Below are 20061 nucleotides of genomic sequence, written 5' to 3'. Positions count from 1 at the left end.
ATTATTTATAACGAAATTTAAGAATAAAGGACATTAAAAAAGCCTTATTGATAAATCAATAAGGCTTTTTTAATGTAAAATCTTGGGCTTAAGCTTTTAAATTACGAACCAGTTTACTCTCGGTATTTACAGACTTACCGGCTTGGTCGTAGGTCATTGACGTTGGTGCGCCAATTAATATCTCTTTTAATTGTTTAACACTTAGTTGCGCTTGGCGGGCAGCATGAGCATTAACATTATTTTGTTTTTGGCATTGCGCAAGTTGAGTTTTAACTTGGCTTATTAGCTCAGATATTTCAGGGTTTTGTGAGTCGTTACTAGCAATTAGCTTACCTAGCTCTTTATCAAGAGTACTTAACTTAGTTAAAAAAGACATTTTTTGTTGGGCAATTTCTTTTAAACCAGCACCACGTCGTGAGGCAATAGCAGTAAGCTCGTCGTTTAATAGCGTATGCAAAGAATCTAAACAACTTACTTGTTGGTTTAGTTTTACGCTAATTAAACTATTATGATCAGCCATATACGTTAAACTCAAAATCAGCTAAGTTTTTAGCAAGCTTTTCACTGTCCACTTGGTATTTACCTTCAGTTATTGCTTTTTTTAGCTCAGCAACTTTATCGCTGTCAAAGCCCGGCGATTGCTGCGCTTTATCTTGAAGCGTTTTTAATTGCTGTGCCTGCGGCGTTAAACTTACAGAATCACTAGCAGCTTTAGGCGAAGGAGCCTGAGCAGCTTGTGTATTAGCATTATCTTTTTTTAAATCAACTTGTTGCTGCTTTGCATTTGTAAGCGCATTAGCTTGTTGATTACTGCCATTAACTTGATTAACCATAATAATAAACCCGTATATTACCCAACTTATGCCATGTTATCGGCATATACGTGGGATACTTTAGTATAAATCTAAATTAAATATTCACTTGAACAGACTCTACACCATCTACTCGCGCATTTAAAACTTTACCTGATTTTTTGTTTTTTATTTGTATCTGTTCGCCCAAAGTACCGTCTTCTAAAGCAATACCTGTGGTTTTAATTCTAAGGCCTCTGAGATTAGCGTAAATATTAACAGAGTCACCTTTGCACACCATACAAATTTGGTTTAGTAATACTGGCATACCACTTCTAATATTTCGTTTACTTCTGCTGCCTATTAGCATTGTAGGGTCATCTAAGTACTGAATTCGTACAAAGTGAGTTGGTTTCATTTCAATACTTAAATGCGATTTAGTTATTACTTCACCACGAGTTAAATTAGCAGTGGCAACAACAACTGGAGCCATTTCAACAACTCTTACATGAACGTATTGAGTCCACGTTTGCGCATCATTGCACTTGGCTTGTAAGGTTACTTGGCGGTTAAATGGTGGCTCATCGGATGTTGATAATTCAAGCTCAGTATTACAGACACGATCAGGGATGCGACTATCTAAAGGCAGTGCACTTAATTGAATATTAGTATTTTGTAATGTACCAATCTGCTTACCTATGTAAGTGACGGCCATGTCTTGTAATAAGTCTTTACTAAACACTTTAGCGTGCAAAGGGAATGCAAAGCACAAGCTAGTAACAAAATAAAAAACACTGTATCTTCTGATTTTTTTTAACAAACTCATAATGTTTCGACTATGCTTATGGTTTCAAACAGGGTATAAATATTTTGCGTCAAAAAGTAGACGCACCCGCGATGTTATGTAGCTTTATAAATAGAAAGCAATTATCGTTCCGTATTATTTGTTTTCTTTAGGAGATTTGAATGGCAGGCATTTTAGACTCAGTAAACCAACGCACACAGTTGGTTGGGCAGAACCGCCTAGAATTACTTTTATTTAAGCTCAGAGGGCGTCAGCGTTTTGGTATTAATGTATTTAAAGTGAGAGAAGTGCTGCAATGCCCTCCACTAACAAGCATGCCAAAATCTAATCCGTATATTCGTGGTGTTGCACATATTCGTGGTCAAACTATTTCAGTAATCGACTTATCGATGGCTGTAGGTGGGCGCCCAATCGACAACATTAAAGACAGCTTCATAATCATTGCTGAATACAATCGCTCTGTACAAGGGTTTTTAGTGGGCGGAGTTGAACGTATTGTAAATATGAATTGGGAAAAAATAATGCCACCGCCATCAGGCGCCGGACGTTATTCATATTTAACGGCAGTGACCGAAATCGAAAATGAATTAGTGGAAATTCTCGATGTAGAAAAAATTCTCAACGAAATTTGCCCAGTAAACACAGAAGTAAGTGCTGAAGTTGCACAAAGTGGCGATATTCAAAAAGATTTAGGCGAACGTATCGTATTTATTGCAGACGACTCTGCTGTTGCGCGTAATCAAGTTAAACGTGCCCTAGAGCCGTTAGGCGTGCAAACAGAGCTTGCCAAAAATGGTAAAGAAGCACTTATAAGATTAAAAGAAATAGCAGAGCTTGATTGTAAAAACGATATTACTGAGCGGGTAGCGTTACTCATCTCAGACGTTGAAATGCCAGAAATGGACGGCTATACCTTAACAGCTGAAATAAAAGCAGATCCCAAACTTGCACCTTTGCATGTTATTTTGCATACCTCTCTGAGTGGTGTTTTTAACCAAGCGATGATTGAAAAAGTAGGGGCTGATGACTTTATTGCTAAATTTAACCCAGACGAATTAGCAACAGCGGTTAAAAAGTGGGTTCATTGTGATTAACAAAAATAGGTGCTACTAACTTGAATAATAAAGATTTGCAGCAAAGTGAATACGACCAGTTTCGTTCATTTTTAGAGCAGCAATGCGGCATTGTTTTAGGTGAAAATAAACAGTATTTAGTTAAAAGCCGACTTGCTCCGTTAATGACTCGATTTAATGTGGGATCTTTGTCAGAGTTGGTTAGTAAAACACTTGGGCCTCACGAGCGGCAATTAAGAGCCGCTGTAGTTGATGCAATGACCACAAACGAAACGTTGTGGTTTAGAGATCAATACCCATTTGAGTTGCTCCAAAATAAGCTTTTTCCTGAGTTTAAAGACTTAAGGAGGCCTTTAAAAATTTGGTCTGCTGCCAGCTCGTCAGGACAAGAACCCTATTCAATAGCTATGTCAGTAGCTGAATTTAACGCCAAGCAACCAGGTGTGCTTCGTATGGGGGCACAAATTATTGGTACCGATATATCTAATACCATGCTTGATATGTGTAAAAATGCAGAATATGACGCGCTTGCACTTGCCAGAGGGTTATCTGCAGAGCGTCGTAAAAAGTTTTTTAAAGACAGCGGCAATGGTATGGCACAAGTAAACGATACAATAAAAAAACAAGTTAGTTTTAGGCACCTAAACCTGCTTGATTCTTACGCGTTAATGGGCAAGTTTGATATTATTTTTTGCCGTAATGTACTTATTTACTTTGCGCCTGAAATAAAAGCTAAAATTATTAATCAGTTTGCACAAGCATTAAACCCAAAAGGGTATTTATTTTTAGGCGCGTCAGAGTCCCTAACTGGGCTAAGTACTGAATATGATATGGTTAGATGCAACCCCGGTATCATTTATCAAAAGAAATAACTAAGTTAATTCATTTCCCTTAAACGACGCCCTCAGCGTCGTTTTTCTATTTAGATACATAACCTTATAAAAATATAACACTTCCTAATATTAATGGCTTATTTTTTGCTTTATTCATGGGTAAGTCAATTTTTTGGAGAAGGTTATGGCTATCAGTTTTGATAAAGCATTAGGTGTGCATCCGCAAGCCATGTTGATACGTTCACAGCGAGCAGAATTAATTGCAACTAATATAGCTAACGCTGATACGCCTGGCTATAAAGCAAAAGATATAGACTTTGCCTCAGCTTTAAAAGCGGCAAGGTCAACCCAGCAAAGCGGCAATACTATGGTAAGAACTAATGATAAACACATTGGTGGAGGTACTCATAGTATGGGCAGCTCTGAATCATTTCGTTTGCCAAATCAATCAGATACAGGCGATGGTAACTCGGTTGATATACAAGTGGAACGAAACTTGTATACACAGAATGCTATGGAGTATCAGGCCAGCTTGCAATTTTTAAGCGGCAGATTCAAAGGTCTGAATAAAGCTCTCGGTAGTCAAGGATAAAAATTATGAGTTTATATAATGTTTTCGATATTGCAGGTTCGGGTATGAGCGCACAAAATGTTCGCTTAAATACCACCGCTAGTAATATTTCTAATGCTAATACCATTAGTTCATCTCAAGACAAAACGTACCGAGCGCGCCAACCTGTATTTGCGGCTGAGCTAACAAAAGCTTCAGCATCAGCAAGTAACCAGCAGGGCTCCGCAGTTGGTGTTAAAGTTTTGGGCATTGTTGAAAGCGATGCTCCATTACAAATTGAATATAACCCAAATCATCCAAGTGCGGATGAAAATGGCTATATCTATAAACCCAACGTTAATGTTGTAGAGGAGATGGCAAATATGATTTCTGCCTCTCGTTCTTACCAAACAAACGTGCAAGTTGCTGATGCAGCAAAGCAAATGCTAAGTAAAACACTGTTGCTAGGGCAGCGGTAACCGAGGGTAGGTTATGAGTAACGATATTAGTACATCTTCATCCTATTTAGACTCTATACGCTGGCAAGAGCAACAAGTTGCTACCAGTGATACTGAGAGTGATGCGTTAACACAAGAAGACTTTTTCTCTTTGTTAACTCAGCAATTATCGTTTCAAGATCCCAGTAACCCTGCGGATAACGATCAAATGATTGCTCAAATGACGAGCTTTACAATGGCGCAAGGGATCAGCGATTTAAATTCAAATTTTGATAGCTTAGCGTCATCTATGACATCAAATTCAGCATTGCAAGCATCAACACTTGTTGGCAAGCAAGCTTTACTTGAGTCAAACACCTTAGATTTAAATGAAACGGGTGATGCCAGAGGCTCGNAGAAGAAGCCGTTGATAACTTAAAAATTAAAGTGACAGATGCATCGGGTCAGCTAGTGAGAACTATTGATATGGGTTCTCAATCAGCAGGTGCAGTTCGCTTTGCGTGGGATGGCAAAAATGAAGCCGGTGAGCGTTTACCTGAAGGTGAATATTCAGTAACCGCTGAAGGAAGCACTGACGGCGAATTTTCAAGCTTGCCCATTGCTACATTTAAAAACATTGAAAGCGTTAATATTAATGGCTCAAGTGGCATAATTATTAACACTAAAGAAGGTGCGGTTAGGCTGACAGATGTAGCAGAAATCGCGTAATAAATTTTAGTATTTTTCGCCTGCTAGCAGGCCACAGACTAACAGGTTAGAGGTGAATTATGAGCTTCAATATTGCATTAACCGGCCTTGCTGCCGCGCAAAAAGATTTAGACGTAACGGCAAATAATATTGCAAACGTTAATACCACAGGTTTTAAAGAGTCACGCGCTGAGTTTGCCGATGTTTACGCTTCATCAGTATTTAGCTCTGGTAAGACTAAAAATGGTGACGGTGTGCAAACAACCATGGTTGCGCAGCAGTTTCACCAAGGCTCACTGCAATTTACAAATAACTCACTTGATTTAGCAATCACTGGTGAAGGTTATTTTGCGATGACCGACGATTTATCTTCGCAAGATTTAACATATACACGTGCGGGTGCATTTAAGCTTAACCAAGATAACTTTATGGTTGACGCAAAAGGTAACTTTTTACAAGCATTCCCAGTTGATTCATCTACAGGTGATACAACGTCGGTAAGTTTGAGCACAACTGATCCAATTCAAATCCCTGATTCGTCTGGTTCTCCTCGCGCAACAGAAAATGTATTTTTGTCGTTTAACTTAGATGCAACGGCGGATCCATCAGGTCTAGATTTTGACCCTACGTCTAGTGGTACTTATAACTCATCTACGTCAACAACAGTATATGACTCTTTAGGTGAGCCGCACATCTTACAATACTTTTTTGCTAAAGAAGATGATGCCGCAGCAGGTGGTACAGATAACAGTTGGGAAGTATACGCAACACTCGATGGCAAAGTAGTTGATGGCACAACTGGTGGAGAACAAACAACGACACCTTATACACCACTGACTACCCTAGGTTTTAACTCAAGTGGTTTGCCATCAACAACAGGTGGTGTGACAAATACAAATACAACTACTTTTGATGAAATACTACTGCCAGCGGGTTCTGGTGCTGGTTTATCAACATTACTAGACAATGGTGCAACTTTCCCAGGTACTGGTATTGAGCTTAACTGGCGCGATGAAAATAACACGGCAGGACGTATCCCAACTCAGTATTCAAGTGGTTTTGAAGTAAAAGCACTCGATCAAGATGGCTCAACAGTTGGTCGTTTAGCCGGAATTGATATTGGCACAGACGGTAAAATTGTTGCTTCTTACAGTAATGGCGACTCAACATTTTTAGGCCAAGTGGCTATGGTACGTTTTCCAAACTCACAAGGGTTATCACAAGTGGGTGATACAAGTTGGAAGCAAAGTATTGATTCAGGTGAACCTGTAGCGGGTGAAGCTGGTTCGGGTACGTTTGGTGGAATTAACTCATCAGCACTTGAGCAATCAAATACTAACCTTACTAATGAGCTTGTAGACTTAATTACTGCGCAGCGTAATTACCAAGCAAACTCACGTGCGCTTGAAGTTAACTCAACAATTCAGCAAAGTATTTTGCAGATTCGATAAGTTAAACCCCATTGAATATATTAGGCTGCATTTTTGCAGCCTTTTTTATAAGTCCTCTTTGTAAGCCTTTCTAAATACCTCTCAATGTTGCGTCAAATTTAATCTGGCACCTATTTTGCATTTATAAGTTCAGAGATTTTTTATGTGAGTCGATACTATGGACAAAATGGTCTACATTGCAGCCTCTGGCGCTAAGCAAAGCCTGCAAGGGCTTGCGCTTAAAGCCAATAATTTGGCGAATGCAAATACAACAGGATTTAAAGCCGACTTTGCGCAGGCGCGTTCTATGCAAGCGTTTGGCGAAGGTTTGCCTACCCGTGTATTTTCAATGCAAGAGCGTCCGGGTTCTAACATGGTATCGGGTGGCATTGTTCAAACCGGGCGCGACTTAGATATCGCGATGAGCGATAACGCATGGCTTGCTGTGCAAGATGCCTCCGGTAATGAAGCTTACACAAAAGTGGGTACGTTAAACGTTACTGCTCAAGGCATGCTCGTAACCAGCCACGGTCGTCAAGTTATTGGCGAAGGTGGACCTGTTATTTTACCCGTCCCAGTCGAAAAAATAGGGTTTAGCCAAGATGGCGCTATTCAAGTTCGACCACAGGGCGCTCCCGCTAACTTTTTAGAAGAAATAGATACGCTTAGAGTGGTAGAAGCAAATAGCTCACAGCTCGAAAAAGGTAACGATGGTTTATTTAGACCAAAAGCAAATGTAACAGTAGATACCTCTGCCAATGTAAAAGTTTTAAGTGGTTCGCTTGAAATGTCGAATGTGAACCCTGTTCATGAAATGGTCGACATGATAAGCCACCAGCGCCAATTCGAATTACAAGTGAAATTAATGAAAACAGCTGAAGAAATTGACGAGCGTCAAGATCAGTTATTACGCATAGTTTAACTTTAAAGTGAGGACACGATTATGAATCCAGCATTGTGGATCAGTAAAACTGGGCTAGACGCTCAACAAACCGATATATCGGTTATTTCAAATAACTTAGCGAATGCGAGTACCGTAGGTTACAAAAAAAGCCGCGCTATATTTGAAGATTTACTTTATCAAAATATTAATCAACCAGGTGGTCGTTCATCGCAAGATACCGAAATGCCGTCGGGTTTAATGTTAGGTGCGGGTGCTAAAGTTGTAGCTAACCAAAAAGAGTTTACGCAAGGCAACATGTTGACCACCGAAAACTCACTAGATTGGATGATTTCTGGTGAAGGCTTTTTTGAAGTACTGCAACCAGATGGCAATATTGCTTACTCGCGCAATGGTCAGTTTACTACCGATGGCGATGGACGAATTGTTACATCGGGCGCTGGTTACGTTATTCAGCCAGAAATGAATGTACCTGATGACGCGCAATCAATTACGGTTTCGCAAGACGGCGAAGTATCTGTACGTGTTGCAGGGCAAGCCGATAACGTTGTAATTGGTCAGCTAACAATTAGTGACTTTATTAATCCATCAGGCCTTGAGCCAATTGGTCAAAACCTTTATACCGAAACCGCTGTAAGTGGTGCACCGGTACAAGGTAACCCGGGTGTTGAAGGGTTAGGGAGCATTATTCAAGGCTCACTTGAAACTTCAAACGTAAATGTAACTGAAGAGCTCGTAAACCTAATTGAAACTCAGCGTATTTACGAAATGAACTCAAAAGTAATTTCGGCCGTTGACGAAATGATGAGTTACATCAATCAACAGCTTTAATAGAGTAGGGGGAATTATGCGTAATATTATTTTATTTGCAGCGGGCACATTATTTTTAAGTGGCTGTATGTCTACGCAAAATAGTGAAGTAGTGCAGGACGACCCTTACTACGCTCCTATGTACCCCGAGCCTATTTTAGAGCCGCTGGTAGCCACAGGTTCATTGTTTAATACTCATACATCAAACGACTTATATTCTGATAAAAAAGCGCTACGTACTGGCGATATAATCACGGTTAAGTTGCAAGAGTCTACTCAAGCAACAAAAGCCGCCAAAACAGAAACAGACAAAGAAACTGAGGCAAGCTTAGACCCCGTTATTGGATTAGGTGGCCTACCTGTCAATATAGGTGGCGATAGCATTCAGTTTGGTATTGGCAGCGATTCGTCGTTTACAGGCGATTCAAAGTCAAACCAGTCAAACAGCTTAGTGGGCGATATTTCGGTTAATGTAATGCGCGTTTTACCTAACGGTAATTTAGTTATACGCGGTGAAAAATGGCTAACGCTTAATACCGGCGAAGAGTTTATTCGTTTAGAAGGGCTCGTACGCCCTCAAGACGTAAGTGCCGATAATACGGTGGAATCAAACCGTATTGCTAATGCACGTATTCAATACTCAGGTAAAGGGCAAACGCAAGAAGCGCAAAGTCCTGGTTGGCTTACACGTTTCTTTAGCAGTTCGCTGTTTCCATTTTAGAGGGTAACAACATGAATAGCCTTAAAGCTTTATGTTTAGTTGTGTTATTAGGTTGGCATTTTACTGCCAGTGCTGAGCGCATAAAAGATGTGTCTATGGTTGAAGGCGTACGCTCTAACCAGCTAGTTGGTTATGGCTTAGTGGTTGGTTTACCGGGCACTGGCGAGCAAAACTCATATACACAACAAAGTTTTAGAGGCATGTTGAACAGCTTTGGTATTACGCTACCTTCAACTCAAAGTCCTAAAATTAAAAATGTTGCCGCTGTGGCGGTGCATGCAGAACTACCTGCATTTAGAAAGCCTGGGCAAGCAATCGATATTACGGTTTCTTCTATTGGTAGTGCAGGCAGCTTACGTGGCGGTACTTTACTACAAACTTTTTTAAAAGGTGTAGACGGTAACGTGTACGCAATTGCACAAGGTAGTTTAATTGTCGGTGGCTTAGGCGCACAAGGCCTTGATGGTAGTAGAGTTGTAATTAACACCCCTACAGTTGGTCGTATACCAAATGGCGCTACAGTTGAGCGCGCCGTGGAAAGCCCATTTATGCAAGGCGATTACATTACTTTTAATTTAAACCGCCCAGACTTTACAACGGCAAAACGCCTAGAAAAAACAATTAATGACTTAGTTGGCCCAAATAGCGCACAGGCAATTGATTCTGTTTCTATTCGTGTTATAGCTCCACGCGATGCATCCCAACGTGTATCGTACTTATCGACACTCGAAAACTTAGAGTTTAAGCCAGCTGATATGGCCGCTAAAATTATAGTTAACTCGCGCACTGGTACAATTGTCATTGGTAAAAACGTTAAGCTTCAGCCTGCCGCTATAACTCACGGTGGCTTAACAGTAACAATTGCAGAACAACAAAACGTGTCACAACCAAACCCGCTAGCAAACGGTGATACTGTTGTCACGCAGCAGAGCATTATTGATGTAAATCAAGATGACTCGCGCGCCTTTGTATTTAATCCAGGTGTAAGCCTTGACGATTTAGTTCGCGCAATTAACGAAGTAGGCGCAGCGCCTGGTGATCTAATGGCTATTTTAGAAGCACTAAAAGAAGCCGGCGCAATTAACGGACAGTTAGTTGTTATATAAATAACTCAAGCCAATAAATAACGTATTACTTAAGCCCTATATTTTTGAAACAAGATATAGGGCTTTTTATTTACAGCAACTTAAGTTTATTATTTTTATCTCCCTCGTTTTATCGGTAGTGGCTCAATTTTTGCATTTTTAACTGCATTATTCATTTTGTGTCAAAAAGCCGATGGAAACTAATCACCTCGATAAACAAAACTTTTTTGATTTAGGCAACTTAGATTCACTTCGTAAAGAAGCCTTAACCAGTGGCGATGCATCAACTGATGCATCTAAAGCTGCGCTCAAAAAAGCGGCCGCACAATTTGAAGCTATTTTTACGCAAATGCTGCTCAAAGGAATGCGCAAAGCTAACGAAGCATTTGAAGACAAAGACAGCCCATTTAATTCAAGTGGCGTAAAGTTTTTTGAAGAAATGCACGACCAGCAACTTTCAACAGAGCTTTCTTCAAATGGCTCATTAGGCCTTGCCGATTTAATTGTTCAGCAGTTATCGCCTGAGTCTAAAAACTTTATGCCAGGCTCGGTGCTTAGAACAACCAACGATATTTTTAGCGATACACAAGTGGGATCTGCTCTTCCTCATGAGCAAAAAAATAAGCAATCCGATCTTATCGTTAATAACACTAAAGCCGATATTGCTGAGCCTAAAGTCGATACTGCAGGGTCTAAAACCGATAGCCCAACATTTAAAAATGCAGAAGAGTTTGTAAGTTCAGTGTGGGAACACGCTAAAACTGCAGCGCAAAAAATTGGTTTAAACCCAGCTGTAATGGTTGCACAAGCGGCACTTGAAACCGGTTGGGGTAAACACATTATTAATAAAAGTGACGGTGGCAGCTCAAACAACTTATTTAATATTAAGTCAGATAAAAGCTGGGAAGGCGACAAAGCAAGCAAAGTAACGCTTGAGTTTGAGCAAGGTACACCCGTTAAAAAACAAGCCAGCTTTAGAGCCTACGATTCAATTAAAGATAGCGTGAACGACTTCGTTGATTTTTTAACGCAAAACCCACGCTACAAAGAAGCATTACAAAATACTGCAAAACCAAATGACTTTTTAGATTCATTACAAAAAGCAGGTTATGCAACCGATCCAAATTATGCCAGCAAAATAAAAAAAGTGCTCAATAGCAGCCAGCTAAAAGACATTGCGGCAAACGTGATCCGCCAAGGAGTAGAGTAACATGTCGTTTAATTTATTAAACATTGCCAGTTCTGGGGTTAGAGCAAGTTCGGAGCTACTGCAAACGACAAGTAAAAATATCGCCAATGTTAATACCGAAGGCTATGTGCGCGAGCGTACAGAGTTTACTACTATGGTTGATAACCAAGTAGGGCGAGGCGAAACATACCGATTATTAAACGAGTTTGCTCAGTCACAGCTAAATCGTGACACCTCTAATAAATCGTTTTTCGATCAGTTTATTACTGAGGCTAATCGAGTTGATACTATTTTTTCTGAAGAGTCGAATAACCTTTCGACTGGTATTAACTCTTTATTTAATAATGTACAAGAAGCGCTAAATCAGCCGTCGTCTACCGTTGCTCGCTCATTAGTAATGACAGATGCGCAAAGCTTAATTGAGCAAATGGATAGGCTTTCGGGCATCGTGCTTGATCAAAAAAGTATAGTAAACGAGCAGCTCGAAATATTTTCAGATGAAGCAAACTCACTCATTCAAAGTATTAGTACGCTAAATCAAAATATTGCAGCAGTTAATGGCACTAATAATGCCGCAGATGCGAGCTCTACCTATAACGAACGAGATAAAGCAATACGCGACTTATCAGAGCTAATAGACATAGAAACGCTTGATGGTCCAAATGGCGAAAAACTCGTTTTTATGGGCACAGGCGAAGCGGTTGTTATGCAAAATGGCGCATTTAACTTATTTTCGATGACAGGGGATCCTGATCCTAACTTTAAAGAATTCACGCTTGACGTTAATGGTGGCAAAGCAGTGCCGCTTGAAGTTGATGTAAGTAAGCTTAAAGGAAAAATTGGCGGCTTACTTGCTTTTAGAGATGACATATTAGTCCCTGCGCAAAACCAAATTGGTCAAATGGGCTTAGCGATAGCTGATGCATTTAACGAACAAAACAAACTCGGTATGGATGCAACAGGTCAGCTAGGGGGTAATATTTTTAATATACCTACCGTTGGCGCTTATGCGTATCAAGCTAACACGGGCACTGCAGGTATGACTGCAACGGTAGAGCCAGGTAAAGGCAGTGAACTTCCTGCCAGTGACTTTATTATTACCTATACAGGCAATGCCAACGAAGTAAGTATTCAGCCTATAGATAACAAAGGCGATCCGTTAGGGCAGCCTTCACTTGCTGATATATCGTCAGGTGTTATTGATTCATCGACTATAACCTCAGGCGAATCATTTGGTCTTCAAGTAAATGTATCTGGGGCAGGTGTTGAAGGCGATCAGTTTCAAATAAAACTTAATTCAGATGCCGCTTCAAGTATTACACTTGCAACAGGGCGCGCAGAAGATTTAGCATTAGCATCACCTATTCGTACAGCAAACAGTATAGATAATATAGGTACCGCTACTATTTCAGCCGGAGAAGTAACAAGTGTTACCTCCGGTGGTTTTACTTCAACACCAAGCTTAACGAACGGTGAAATAACGCTTGTTAAAACAGGTAATGCTAACGAATATCAAATTACTGATAATAGCGGAACGAATACTTTTACTATTACGCCTCCTGCAAAAGGAATGTTATCGCAAGCGGGTGCTCCATTTGATACCTACGGATTCGATTTTGATATAGAAGGCACACCCGCAACAGGCGACACCTTTACACTTGAGTTTAACGAAGGCGGTTTTGACGATAACCGTAATGGTTTAAAATTAGCTGATTTACAAAATGGTGAGTTAGTACGCTTAAACGTAGAAACAACAGCAACGGCCGATAACCATAAAACGTTCAACCAAGCTTATTCAGGATTAGTGAGTGATATAGGTGTTATAACTGGCCAAGCAATCACAAGTGGGGCTGCATTTGACGCTTTAGCACAGCAATCTGAGGCATGGTATGAATCACTATCTGGTGTAAACCTTGATGAAGAGGCCGCAAATTTACTGCGTTTTCAACAATCATATTCAGCATCAGCACAAGTTTTAGCAGCAGCTCAAGAAATTTTTGACACCTTATTAAATGCGGCGAGGTAATTATGCGTTTATCAAATAATTTAATGTACCAAAACAACATAAATAAAATACTCGACAACCAACAAGGTGTTGCAAATGCTCAAGAGCGAGTAACAACAGGTGAAAAGTATTTAACCACCTCAGAAGCGCCAGCTGCTATTTCGCAAGCTATGCTGTATTCAAATAAAATACAAACTAATGAGCAATACACTAAAAATATCGATCAGCTAAATGGCCGCCTAGAAACTGAAGAAAGCGTATTACAAAGTATAAATAGTAATATTCAACAAGCGCAAGAACTCACTATTCAAGCAGGTAATGGTGCGTACACTAAAGACGATTTAAAATCGATTGCATCAGAGCTTAGTGGTATTCAACAAACGCTAGCTAACTTAATGAACACTCGATCAGAAGACGGAAAATTCATATTTTCAGGATATCAAGACAGCACGCAGCCTTATCAGTTTGATTCTGCGGCGGGTGAGTACACCTATAATGGCGACCAAGGCCAGCACCAAATAACTATAGCTGAAGGGGTATCAATTAAAGCGAGTGATAACGGCTTTGATACGTTTGAAAAAACTAACGCGCGATTAAATGTAGAATCTAACACGGCAAGTGTTTCAGGCTCTATTACAGCGGCAAGTGTATATGTTGACGGCCAAGCTGAGTTTGATAAGTTTCATCAAGCAAATTACAACGCAGACCCAACAGCTCTAGCAACTGCAAATACATATAGTGTATTAGTAAGCGCAGGTGCTACGGCAACAGATCCACAAACATACGAAATATACCGAGACGGCGCAGCACTAATCCCTGCAGTAACAGGCGAAGTTACTGATGAGTCTATCGATTTTGCAGGTATGAAAATTGAATTTGAAGGCACAGCACCAGGCCAACTCGATTTTAGACTTGAAAAACCAGGCAAAGAAAACGTACTTAATACGTTGCAATCGCTTATTACAGGTTTAAATGACGGCACACTTGAGGGTGATGACTTTCAGCAAGTACTTGCTGATGGCTTAGTGCAATTACAAAACGCCAGCGAGCAAGTTGTGTTTACCCAAGCAAGTTTAGGTGGACGTATGAACGCACTTGAAAGAGTAAGCGATTCAAACTTAGCACTCGATATTCAAAATAAAAGTAATCGCTCTAACTTAGTTGAAGTTGATATGGCAGAAGCTATTAGCGAACTAACCAAACAAGAAACGGCACTGCAAGCATCGCAAGCCACTTTTGGCCGTTTAACTAACCTCTCGTTATTTGATTACTTATAAGCAGAAATACCTTGCCGCTTTACCCACTTTAAAGCGGCAATACTTTGCGGCAAAAATCGGCTACAAAACCGCGGCAAAAAAATGTCACTCCCTTCTAAAATAACTTCACTATTTATTTACAATTCAATAAATTATATATTTCCAATTAAAAACAACAACTTAAAAATAAATTAAAGTTGGCACAGTAAATGCTTTTCTTATTGTAAGAAATTATCGAACAGTGGTTCCTGTTAAATCGTGTTGAACCACACTCTGTTTAAACCTAGGAGATGGTAAAATGGCATTAACAGTAAATACTAATGTGTCGTCACTAAACGCACAACGTAACTTAACTAAATCTGGCGAAGGCTTAGCTACTTCAATGGAACGCTTATCATCGGGCATGCGTATTAATAGCGCAAAAGATGATGCCGCCGGCCTACAAATTTCAAACCGCTTAACCTCACAGGTAAATGGACTAGCAGTTGCTCAGAGAAATGCTAATGATGGTATTTCAATGGCGCAAACGGCTGAAGGTGCAATGCAAGCTTCGACTGATATATTACAACGTATGCGAGAACTGGCATTGCAGTCTGCGAATGGTTCTAATTCAGATTCTGATAGAGAAGCGTTGCAGAAAGAGGTAAGCGCTTTACAAACCGAGTTAACTCGTATCTCAGATACAACATCATTTGGTTCTCAAAAGCTATTAGATGGCTCGTTTGGGACTAAAAGCTTTCAAGTTGGTGCTAATGCAAATGAGACTATTTCAATGAGCTTAAGTAGTATTGCATCCACTGATATAGGAACAAATCAATTAACTCTAGCAGGGACCGGTTTAGGTGCTGCTGTTACTGGTACTGGTAATAATGGAGTAACTACATTAAGCCCAGCTGTAACTATAACAGGTAAAGACGGGCAAGCTAAAGCATTTGCCACTACAGCAAACGATGGAGCAGATACTCTCGCTACCTTAATTAACTCAAAGACTACGGATACAGGCGTAACAGCAGATGCAAGAACCGTAGTCGCAATAGATACATTAAGTGCATCTGGAGCTACTTCGTTTACATTGAATGGATCATCAATTACAGCAACAACATCTAGTCAGACTGATTATATTTCTATTGCAGAAGCTGTAAATGAAAAATCAGGTGCGCATGGCGTTACAGCTACTGTTGATGAAACGTTAGGTCTTGTATTGACCGATGAAAGTGGAAAAGACATTACAATTGGAGCATTAACTGGTGCTACAGCATCTATTCGCGCCGTTGAGCACGACGGAAAAACAGCGAGTACCACTGTGTTGGCCACAGCAACCTCAGCAACAGTTGCAGGTTCTATTAAATTGAATTCTACTGAATCATTTGCAGTTGCTAGTGCTAATGTTGTAATCGAGCCTACAGGGGCACAAGTGTCCGCGAGCGTTGATGTTGGTACTATTAATTTAGGAACAACAAAAGGAGCGCAAGATGCGCTGGATATTATTGACGGAGCTCTTTCACAAATAGACTCTCAACGGGCTAGCTTAGGTGCAATTCAAAACAGATTTGGCCATACAATTAGTAATCTTGCAAATATTCAAGAAAATGTATCAGCGTCGCGTAGTAGAATTCAAGATACTGATTTTGCTACTGAAACAGCACAAATGACAAAAAATCAGATATTACAACAGGCCGGTACTTCAATTCTTTCTCAAGCTAACCAAATACCACAAGCTGCAATTAGTTTATTAGGCGGTTAGAGTTTAGTTTATTATTTGACGTAATAAGAAGGCTCCAATATAGAGCCTTCTTTTTTATATGGAGACGTTATGGGAATTAAAGAAAAGCTAAATAAGGCTTCTGTACTTTATAAGCAAAAAAAATTTGATTCGGCGAATGAAATTTTAAAAAAATTATTAAAAAAAAATCCTAAACTATTTGATGCTTTACAATTAATGGCACTTACACTTCATGGAATGAAAAGGTTTGATGAAGCTATCGAGTTATTTAATAAAGTTATAACTAAGAATCCACAGCATGTTGAAAGTGTTAACAATTTAGCTAATGTCTATAGTGATATGGGTCAATTGAAATTAGCTGAAAGTACTTATTTAAAAGCAATTAATATTAATAATGCTTATGGCGACGCGTTAAATAATCTAGCAAACGTACAACGTAAATTAGGCGACTATATTGGCGCGGAAAAGAATTACAACAAGGCAGTCTTATGTGAGCCAAGTAAAGCAGAGTACTATTTAAATTTAGGAGTGCTATTCAGCGAACGAGGGCTATTTGAATTAGCCCTTAATGTACAATTAAAAGTTTTAGAATTAGATCCAAGCCAGTCAATCGTATACTTTCATATATTTAATAACTTTATGTTTTTACACCGTTATCAAGATGCTCTGGAGTTCGCCGATTTAGGCTTGATAAATCATCAGTTAAATGACTTTCAGTTATGTGAGCTATTGATAGGGAAAGCTATTTTATTTTGGCTTTCCGGTAATGATGATGAAGGGCTAGAAGCGCTCGCTTTGAGTGAAATGATCCATCGGATAAATTCAGAGAACATAAATTTGAAAAACCATCGAGTGTTTCATAACTTACTCAAGTATTTATATCGATATAGGCAAACAAACCGACAAGTCTATGAGGCTAATGAATTACCCACTATTTATTTTATTTCTGAAAGCCATGGTTTTTCAGCAAATGGTATTACAGTTGAACACGAAAATGAAAAGCACAAAATAAAGTCTCTTTTTATTACTGGCGCTAAAATATTCCACTTTACTAAAAATGATGAACATAAATGCAAGGCTAGCCTAAATGTTCTGTTGAGCAATTTGCCCAAAGGAAGTACCTTAGCACTTGGGTTTGGTGAGATTGACTGCAGAATAAATGAAGGAGTTTTAAAATACAGCGTTAAATATAATAAAAACCCGCTTTCTATTATTGATGATATGTTGGAAAAATATATAGCTATACTTAATAATGCAGCAAGCCTTAGAGAATATTCACTCATTATATATGGTGTGCCTTCACCGCATCCCTTAGTTGTCGAAGGGCTAACAAAAGAGCAAGCAGAGGAGTTCAAAAATTTAGTTTTTCACTTTAATCATCAGCTTTATTTACAGTGTAAGAAAAGTGAAATTCCATTCTTAGATGTATACAAGCTTACGAATAACAATGGTGTTAGTAATTTAAAGTACCACAACGATTATGTGCATGTTAAGCCTGAAACTTTACCAAAACTTTTTGAATTGTTGAGCGAAGTATAAAAAAATAAAAAAAATATTAAAGTAATTCTTCAGACTGCCGTTAACTTAATCAGTACGGAGCTTGAACATATAATTGTGACAGCTCTTGGTTAAATCAAAACAGCAATATTACGAAAGTAATCAGGAGTTTTATTATGATTTCAGTAAACACAAATGTATCTTCATTAAACGCTCAACGTAACCTTTCTCAATCAGGTTCAGACTTAGCGACTTCAATGGAACGTCTATCATCAGGTATGCGTATTAATAGCGCGAAAGATGATGCGGCAGGCCTTCAAATTTCAAACCGTTTAACATCACAAGTAAATGGTTTGGGTGTAGCACAACGAAATGCGAACGATGGCATCTCAATGGCACAGACTGCTGAAGGTGCAATGTCAGCATCAACGGATATATTGCAACGCATGAGAGAGCTTGCACTCCAGTCAGCTAACGGTTCAAACTCAGACTCAGATAGAGAAGCTTTACAAAAAGAAGTTAGTGCATTGCAAACTGAATTAACACGTATCTCAGACACAACATCTTTTGGTTCACAAAATCTGTTAGACGGTAGTTTTGGAACAAAAAGTTTCCAAGTAGGCGCTAATGCTAACGAAACAATCTCTATGAGTTTAGGTAGTATAGCTGCTTCTGACATTGGCACTAATCAGTCTATACTTGCAGGTACTGCATTAGGAGCTGCCAATGCTAGTGGTACAGCTAATGGAGTTACAGCAATTTCTCCAGCAGTTACACTGACAGGTAAGGATGGTAAAGCAACAGCATTTGCTACTGGGCTAGCACAAACTGCAGAATCGCTTGCTAATGATATTAATGCTAAAACATCAGATACAGGAATTGTTGCTGACGCAAGAACAATTGCAGGTATAAATGGTATAATTGGCTCTGGTGCAGTGTCATTTTCGTTAAACGGTTCAACTATATCAGCTACCACATCAAGTACAACTGACTATAGCTCAATTGCTGAAGCTGTAAATGAAAAGTCGGGTTCACATGGTGTTACAGCTACAGTGGATGATACTAAAGGTTTAGTTTTAACTGATGAGAGCGGTAAAGATATTAAAATAACTGCTATGACTGGTATGACAGCTGCTATTAGCGGTTATGAAGCTGATGGAAAAACTTTAGCTGGTGTGGCCTTAGCTGCTACTTCAACTGAAGGTGTTGTATCTGGTTCGATTAAATTAAACTCAACTGAGTCATTTGCTGTCTTAGGCGCCGATGCTTCTATTGAGTCAACCACTGCCGCAGTTTCTAATAGCGTTAACGTTGGAGAGGTTAATTTAGGAACAACATCTGGAGCGCAAGATGCTTTAGATATCATTGACGGTGCATTAGCTGAAATAGACTCTCAAAGAGCTAGTTTAGGTGCGCTTCAGAATCGCTTTGATTACACCATAAGTAATTTAGCAAACATTGAAGAAAATGTGTCGGCTTCGCGTAGTCGTATTCAAGATACAGACTTTGCAACTGAAACCGCAGAGATGACGAAAAACCAAATATTGCAACAAGCGGGTACGTCAATCTTGTCGCAAGCGAACCAGTTACCACAGGCAGCACTTAGCTTATTAGGTTAATAAGCTAAAAGTAATAGCTTAATGGTTAGCTAACTAATACATAAAGTCAGTATTAGTATTTAAAAAAGGAGGTGGCTTTAGCTACCTCCTTTTGTGGTTTAAGAATATAAACTAAGCTATTGTTGGTTTAATTAAGTGAAAAATAGGAATCTGTTATGAATACAATTACTTCAAACGCAGAAATTACAACATTACCGACCCCCGTTGCTGGTGATGATAAGCAAGTAGGGCAAGCTGCTCACTCTTTAACTGAGCGAGCGATTGATGATGTAAAGCAGACGGAAGCGCAAAATCAACAAAAATTACAGCAAAACCAATACAAAAATAACAATCAAGATGAAAAAGCTCAGCCGTTAGAGCGCGAACAACTAGAACAAATGGCGCAACAATTGCAGGATTTTATGGGTGAAATGAACCGAAGTTTACAATTTAAAGTTGATGAAGATTCAGGTCGCGATGTAATCAAAGTGCTTGATAAAAACAGTGGCGAAGTTATTAAGCAATATCCTTCTGAGGAAGTTTTGAGTTTGGTTTCTAAATTGTCTGAATCTGCAGGTATTTTAATTGATCAAACAGTTTAGTAAGCACCTATAAGTGTTAACTTATAAAAGTTAGCTGGTTTATTTTT

Annotated in this window: 19 protein-coding genes and 1 pseudogene; 17 read left to right on the top strand and 3 right to left on the bottom strand. The window is 39.4% G+C overall.

The window, feature by feature from the left end:
• Positions 1 to 88 precede the first annotated feature (88 nt).
• The 3 genes from flgN to flgA form a co-directional block, all read right to left on the bottom strand.
• A complete protein-coding gene (flgN, locus tag L656_RS0110915) occupies positions 89 to 520 on the bottom strand; it encodes a flagellar protein FlgN (protein WP_024599236.1) in 432 nt (143 codons plus the stop codon).
• Positions 513 to 833, bottom strand: a complete 321-nt coding sequence (flgM, locus tag L656_RS0110910; RefSeq protein WP_002959436.1) for a flagellar biosynthesis anti-sigma factor FlgM — start codon at positions 831 to 833, stop codon at positions 513 to 515. The genes flgN and flgM overlap by 8 nt, the downstream gene beginning before the upstream one ends.
• A 76-nt stretch (positions 834 to 909) precedes the next feature.
• Positions 910 to 1617 carry a flagellar basal body P-ring formation chaperone FlgA gene (gene flgA, locus L656_RS0110905; RefSeq protein WP_024599235.1) on the bottom strand — a complete coding sequence of 236 codons (708 nt, stop codon included), beginning with the start codon at positions 1615 to 1617 and terminating at the stop codon, positions 910 to 912.
• Positions 1618 to 1757: 140 nt separating this feature from the next.
• Between flgA and L656_RS0110900 the strand changes: the two genes are divergently transcribed.
• From L656_RS0110900 to L656_RS0110820, 17 genes and pseudogenes are all read left to right on the top strand, one after another.
• Entirely contained in the window at positions 1758 to 2690 is a 933-nt protein-coding gene (locus L656_RS0110900; protein WP_007581858.1) for a chemotaxis protein CheV, read from the top strand.
• 20 nt (positions 2691 to 2710) lie between these two features.
• The gene (locus L656_RS0110895) at positions 2711 to 3541 is read left to right on the top strand and encodes a CheR family methyltransferase (RefSeq protein ID WP_024599234.1); all 831 of its coding nucleotides are present in this window, start codon (positions 2711 to 2713) and stop codon (positions 3539 to 3541) included.
• Between the two features lie 145 nt (positions 3542 to 3686).
• Positions 3687 to 4094, top strand: coding sequence for a flagellar basal body rod protein FlgB (gene flgB, locus L656_RS0110890; RefSeq protein WP_010553246.1), 408 nt, complete (start codon positions 3687 to 3689; stop codon positions 4092 to 4094).
• A 5-nt stretch (positions 4095 to 4099) separates the two neighbouring features.
• The gene (flgC, locus tag L656_RS0110885) at positions 4100 to 4531 is read left to right on the top strand and encodes a flagellar basal body rod protein FlgC (protein WP_010553247.1); all 432 of its coding nucleotides are present in this window, start codon (positions 4100 to 4102) and stop codon (positions 4529 to 4531) included.
• Positions 4532 to 4544: 13 nt separating this feature from the next.
• Positions 4545 to 5218: pseudogene (locus tag L656_RS01000000122185) on the top strand (flagellar hook assembly protein FlgD).
• 59 nt (positions 5219 to 5277) lie between these two features.
• Positions 5278 to 6648 carry a flagellar hook protein FlgE gene (gene flgE / locus L656_RS0110875; protein ID WP_024599233.1) on the top strand — a complete coding sequence of 457 codons (1371 nt, stop codon included), beginning with the start codon at positions 5278 to 5280 and terminating at the stop codon, positions 6646 to 6648.
• A gap of 157 nt (positions 6649 to 6805) precedes the next feature.
• A complete protein-coding gene (locus tag L656_RS0110870; protein WP_007581863.1) occupies positions 6806 to 7549 on the top strand; it encodes a flagellar basal body rod protein FlgF in 744 nt (247 codons plus the stop codon).
• 21 nt (positions 7550 to 7570) lie between these two features.
• Positions 7571 to 8359 carry a flagellar basal-body rod protein FlgG gene (gene flgG / locus L656_RS0110865; protein ID WP_002959420.1) on the top strand — a complete coding sequence of 263 codons (789 nt, stop codon included), beginning with the start codon at positions 7571 to 7573 and terminating at the stop codon, positions 8357 to 8359.
• A gap of 16 nt (positions 8360 to 8375) precedes the next feature.
• Positions 8376 to 9059, top strand: coding sequence for a flagellar basal body L-ring protein FlgH (flgH, locus tag L656_RS0110860; RefSeq protein ID WP_024599232.1), 684 nt, complete (start codon positions 8376 to 8378; stop codon positions 9057 to 9059).
• An 11-nt stretch (positions 9060 to 9070) separates the two neighbouring features.
• Positions 9071 to 10165 (top strand): flagellar basal body P-ring protein FlgI, encoded by a 1095-nt coding sequence (locus L656_RS0110855; RefSeq protein WP_024599231.1) that lies wholly within the window; start codon positions 9071 to 9073, stop codon positions 10163 to 10165.
• Positions 10166 to 10337: 172 nt separating this feature from the next.
• On the top strand, positions 10338 to 11354 hold the full coding sequence (gene flgJ, locus L656_RS0110850; RefSeq protein ID WP_024599230.1) for a flagellar assembly peptidoglycan hydrolase FlgJ: 1017 nt from the start codon (positions 10338 to 10340) through the stop codon (positions 11352 to 11354).
• 1 nt (position 11355) lies between these two features.
• Positions 11356 to 13359, top strand: coding sequence for a flagellar hook-associated protein FlgK (gene flgK / locus L656_RS0110845; protein WP_024599229.1), 2004 nt, complete (start codon positions 11356 to 11358; stop codon positions 13357 to 13359).
• 2 nt (positions 13360 to 13361) lie between these two features.
• Positions 13362 to 14615 (top strand): flagellar hook-associated protein FlgL, encoded by a 1254-nt coding sequence (gene flgL / locus L656_RS0110840; protein WP_024599228.1) that lies wholly within the window; start codon positions 13362 to 13364, stop codon positions 14613 to 14615.
• 277 nt (positions 14616 to 14892) lie between these two features.
• Positions 14893 to 16338 carry a flagellin gene (locus L656_RS1000000123615; protein ID WP_024599227.1) on the top strand — a complete coding sequence of 482 codons (1446 nt, stop codon included), beginning with the start codon at positions 14893 to 14895 and terminating at the stop codon, positions 16336 to 16338.
• A 69-nt stretch (positions 16339 to 16407) separates the two neighbouring features.
• The gene (locus tag L656_RS0110830) at positions 16408 to 17856 is read left to right on the top strand and encodes a tetratricopeptide repeat protein (protein ID WP_024599226.1); all 1449 of its coding nucleotides are present in this window, start codon (positions 16408 to 16410) and stop codon (positions 17854 to 17856) included.
• Between the two features lie 134 nt (positions 17857 to 17990).
• The gene (locus tag L656_RS0110825) at positions 17991 to 19433 is read left to right on the top strand and encodes a flagellin (protein ID WP_231616788.1); all 1443 of its coding nucleotides are present in this window, start codon (positions 17991 to 17993) and stop codon (positions 19431 to 19433) included.
• Positions 19434 to 19588: 155 nt separating this feature from the next.
• Positions 19589 to 20014, top strand: a complete 426-nt coding sequence (locus L656_RS0110820) for a flagellar protein FlaG (RefSeq protein WP_024599224.1) — start codon at positions 19589 to 19591, stop codon at positions 20012 to 20014.
• Positions 20015 to 20061 lie beyond the last annotated feature (47 nt).

Origin of the sequence: Pseudoalteromonas sp. TAE56 (genome assembly GCF_000497955.1) — a bacterium.
In the GTDB taxonomy this organism is placed as follows: Bacteria; Pseudomonadota; Gammaproteobacteria; order Enterobacterales; family Alteromonadaceae; genus Pseudoalteromonas.
This window is presented reverse-complemented; position numbering and strand designations above follow the sequence as displayed.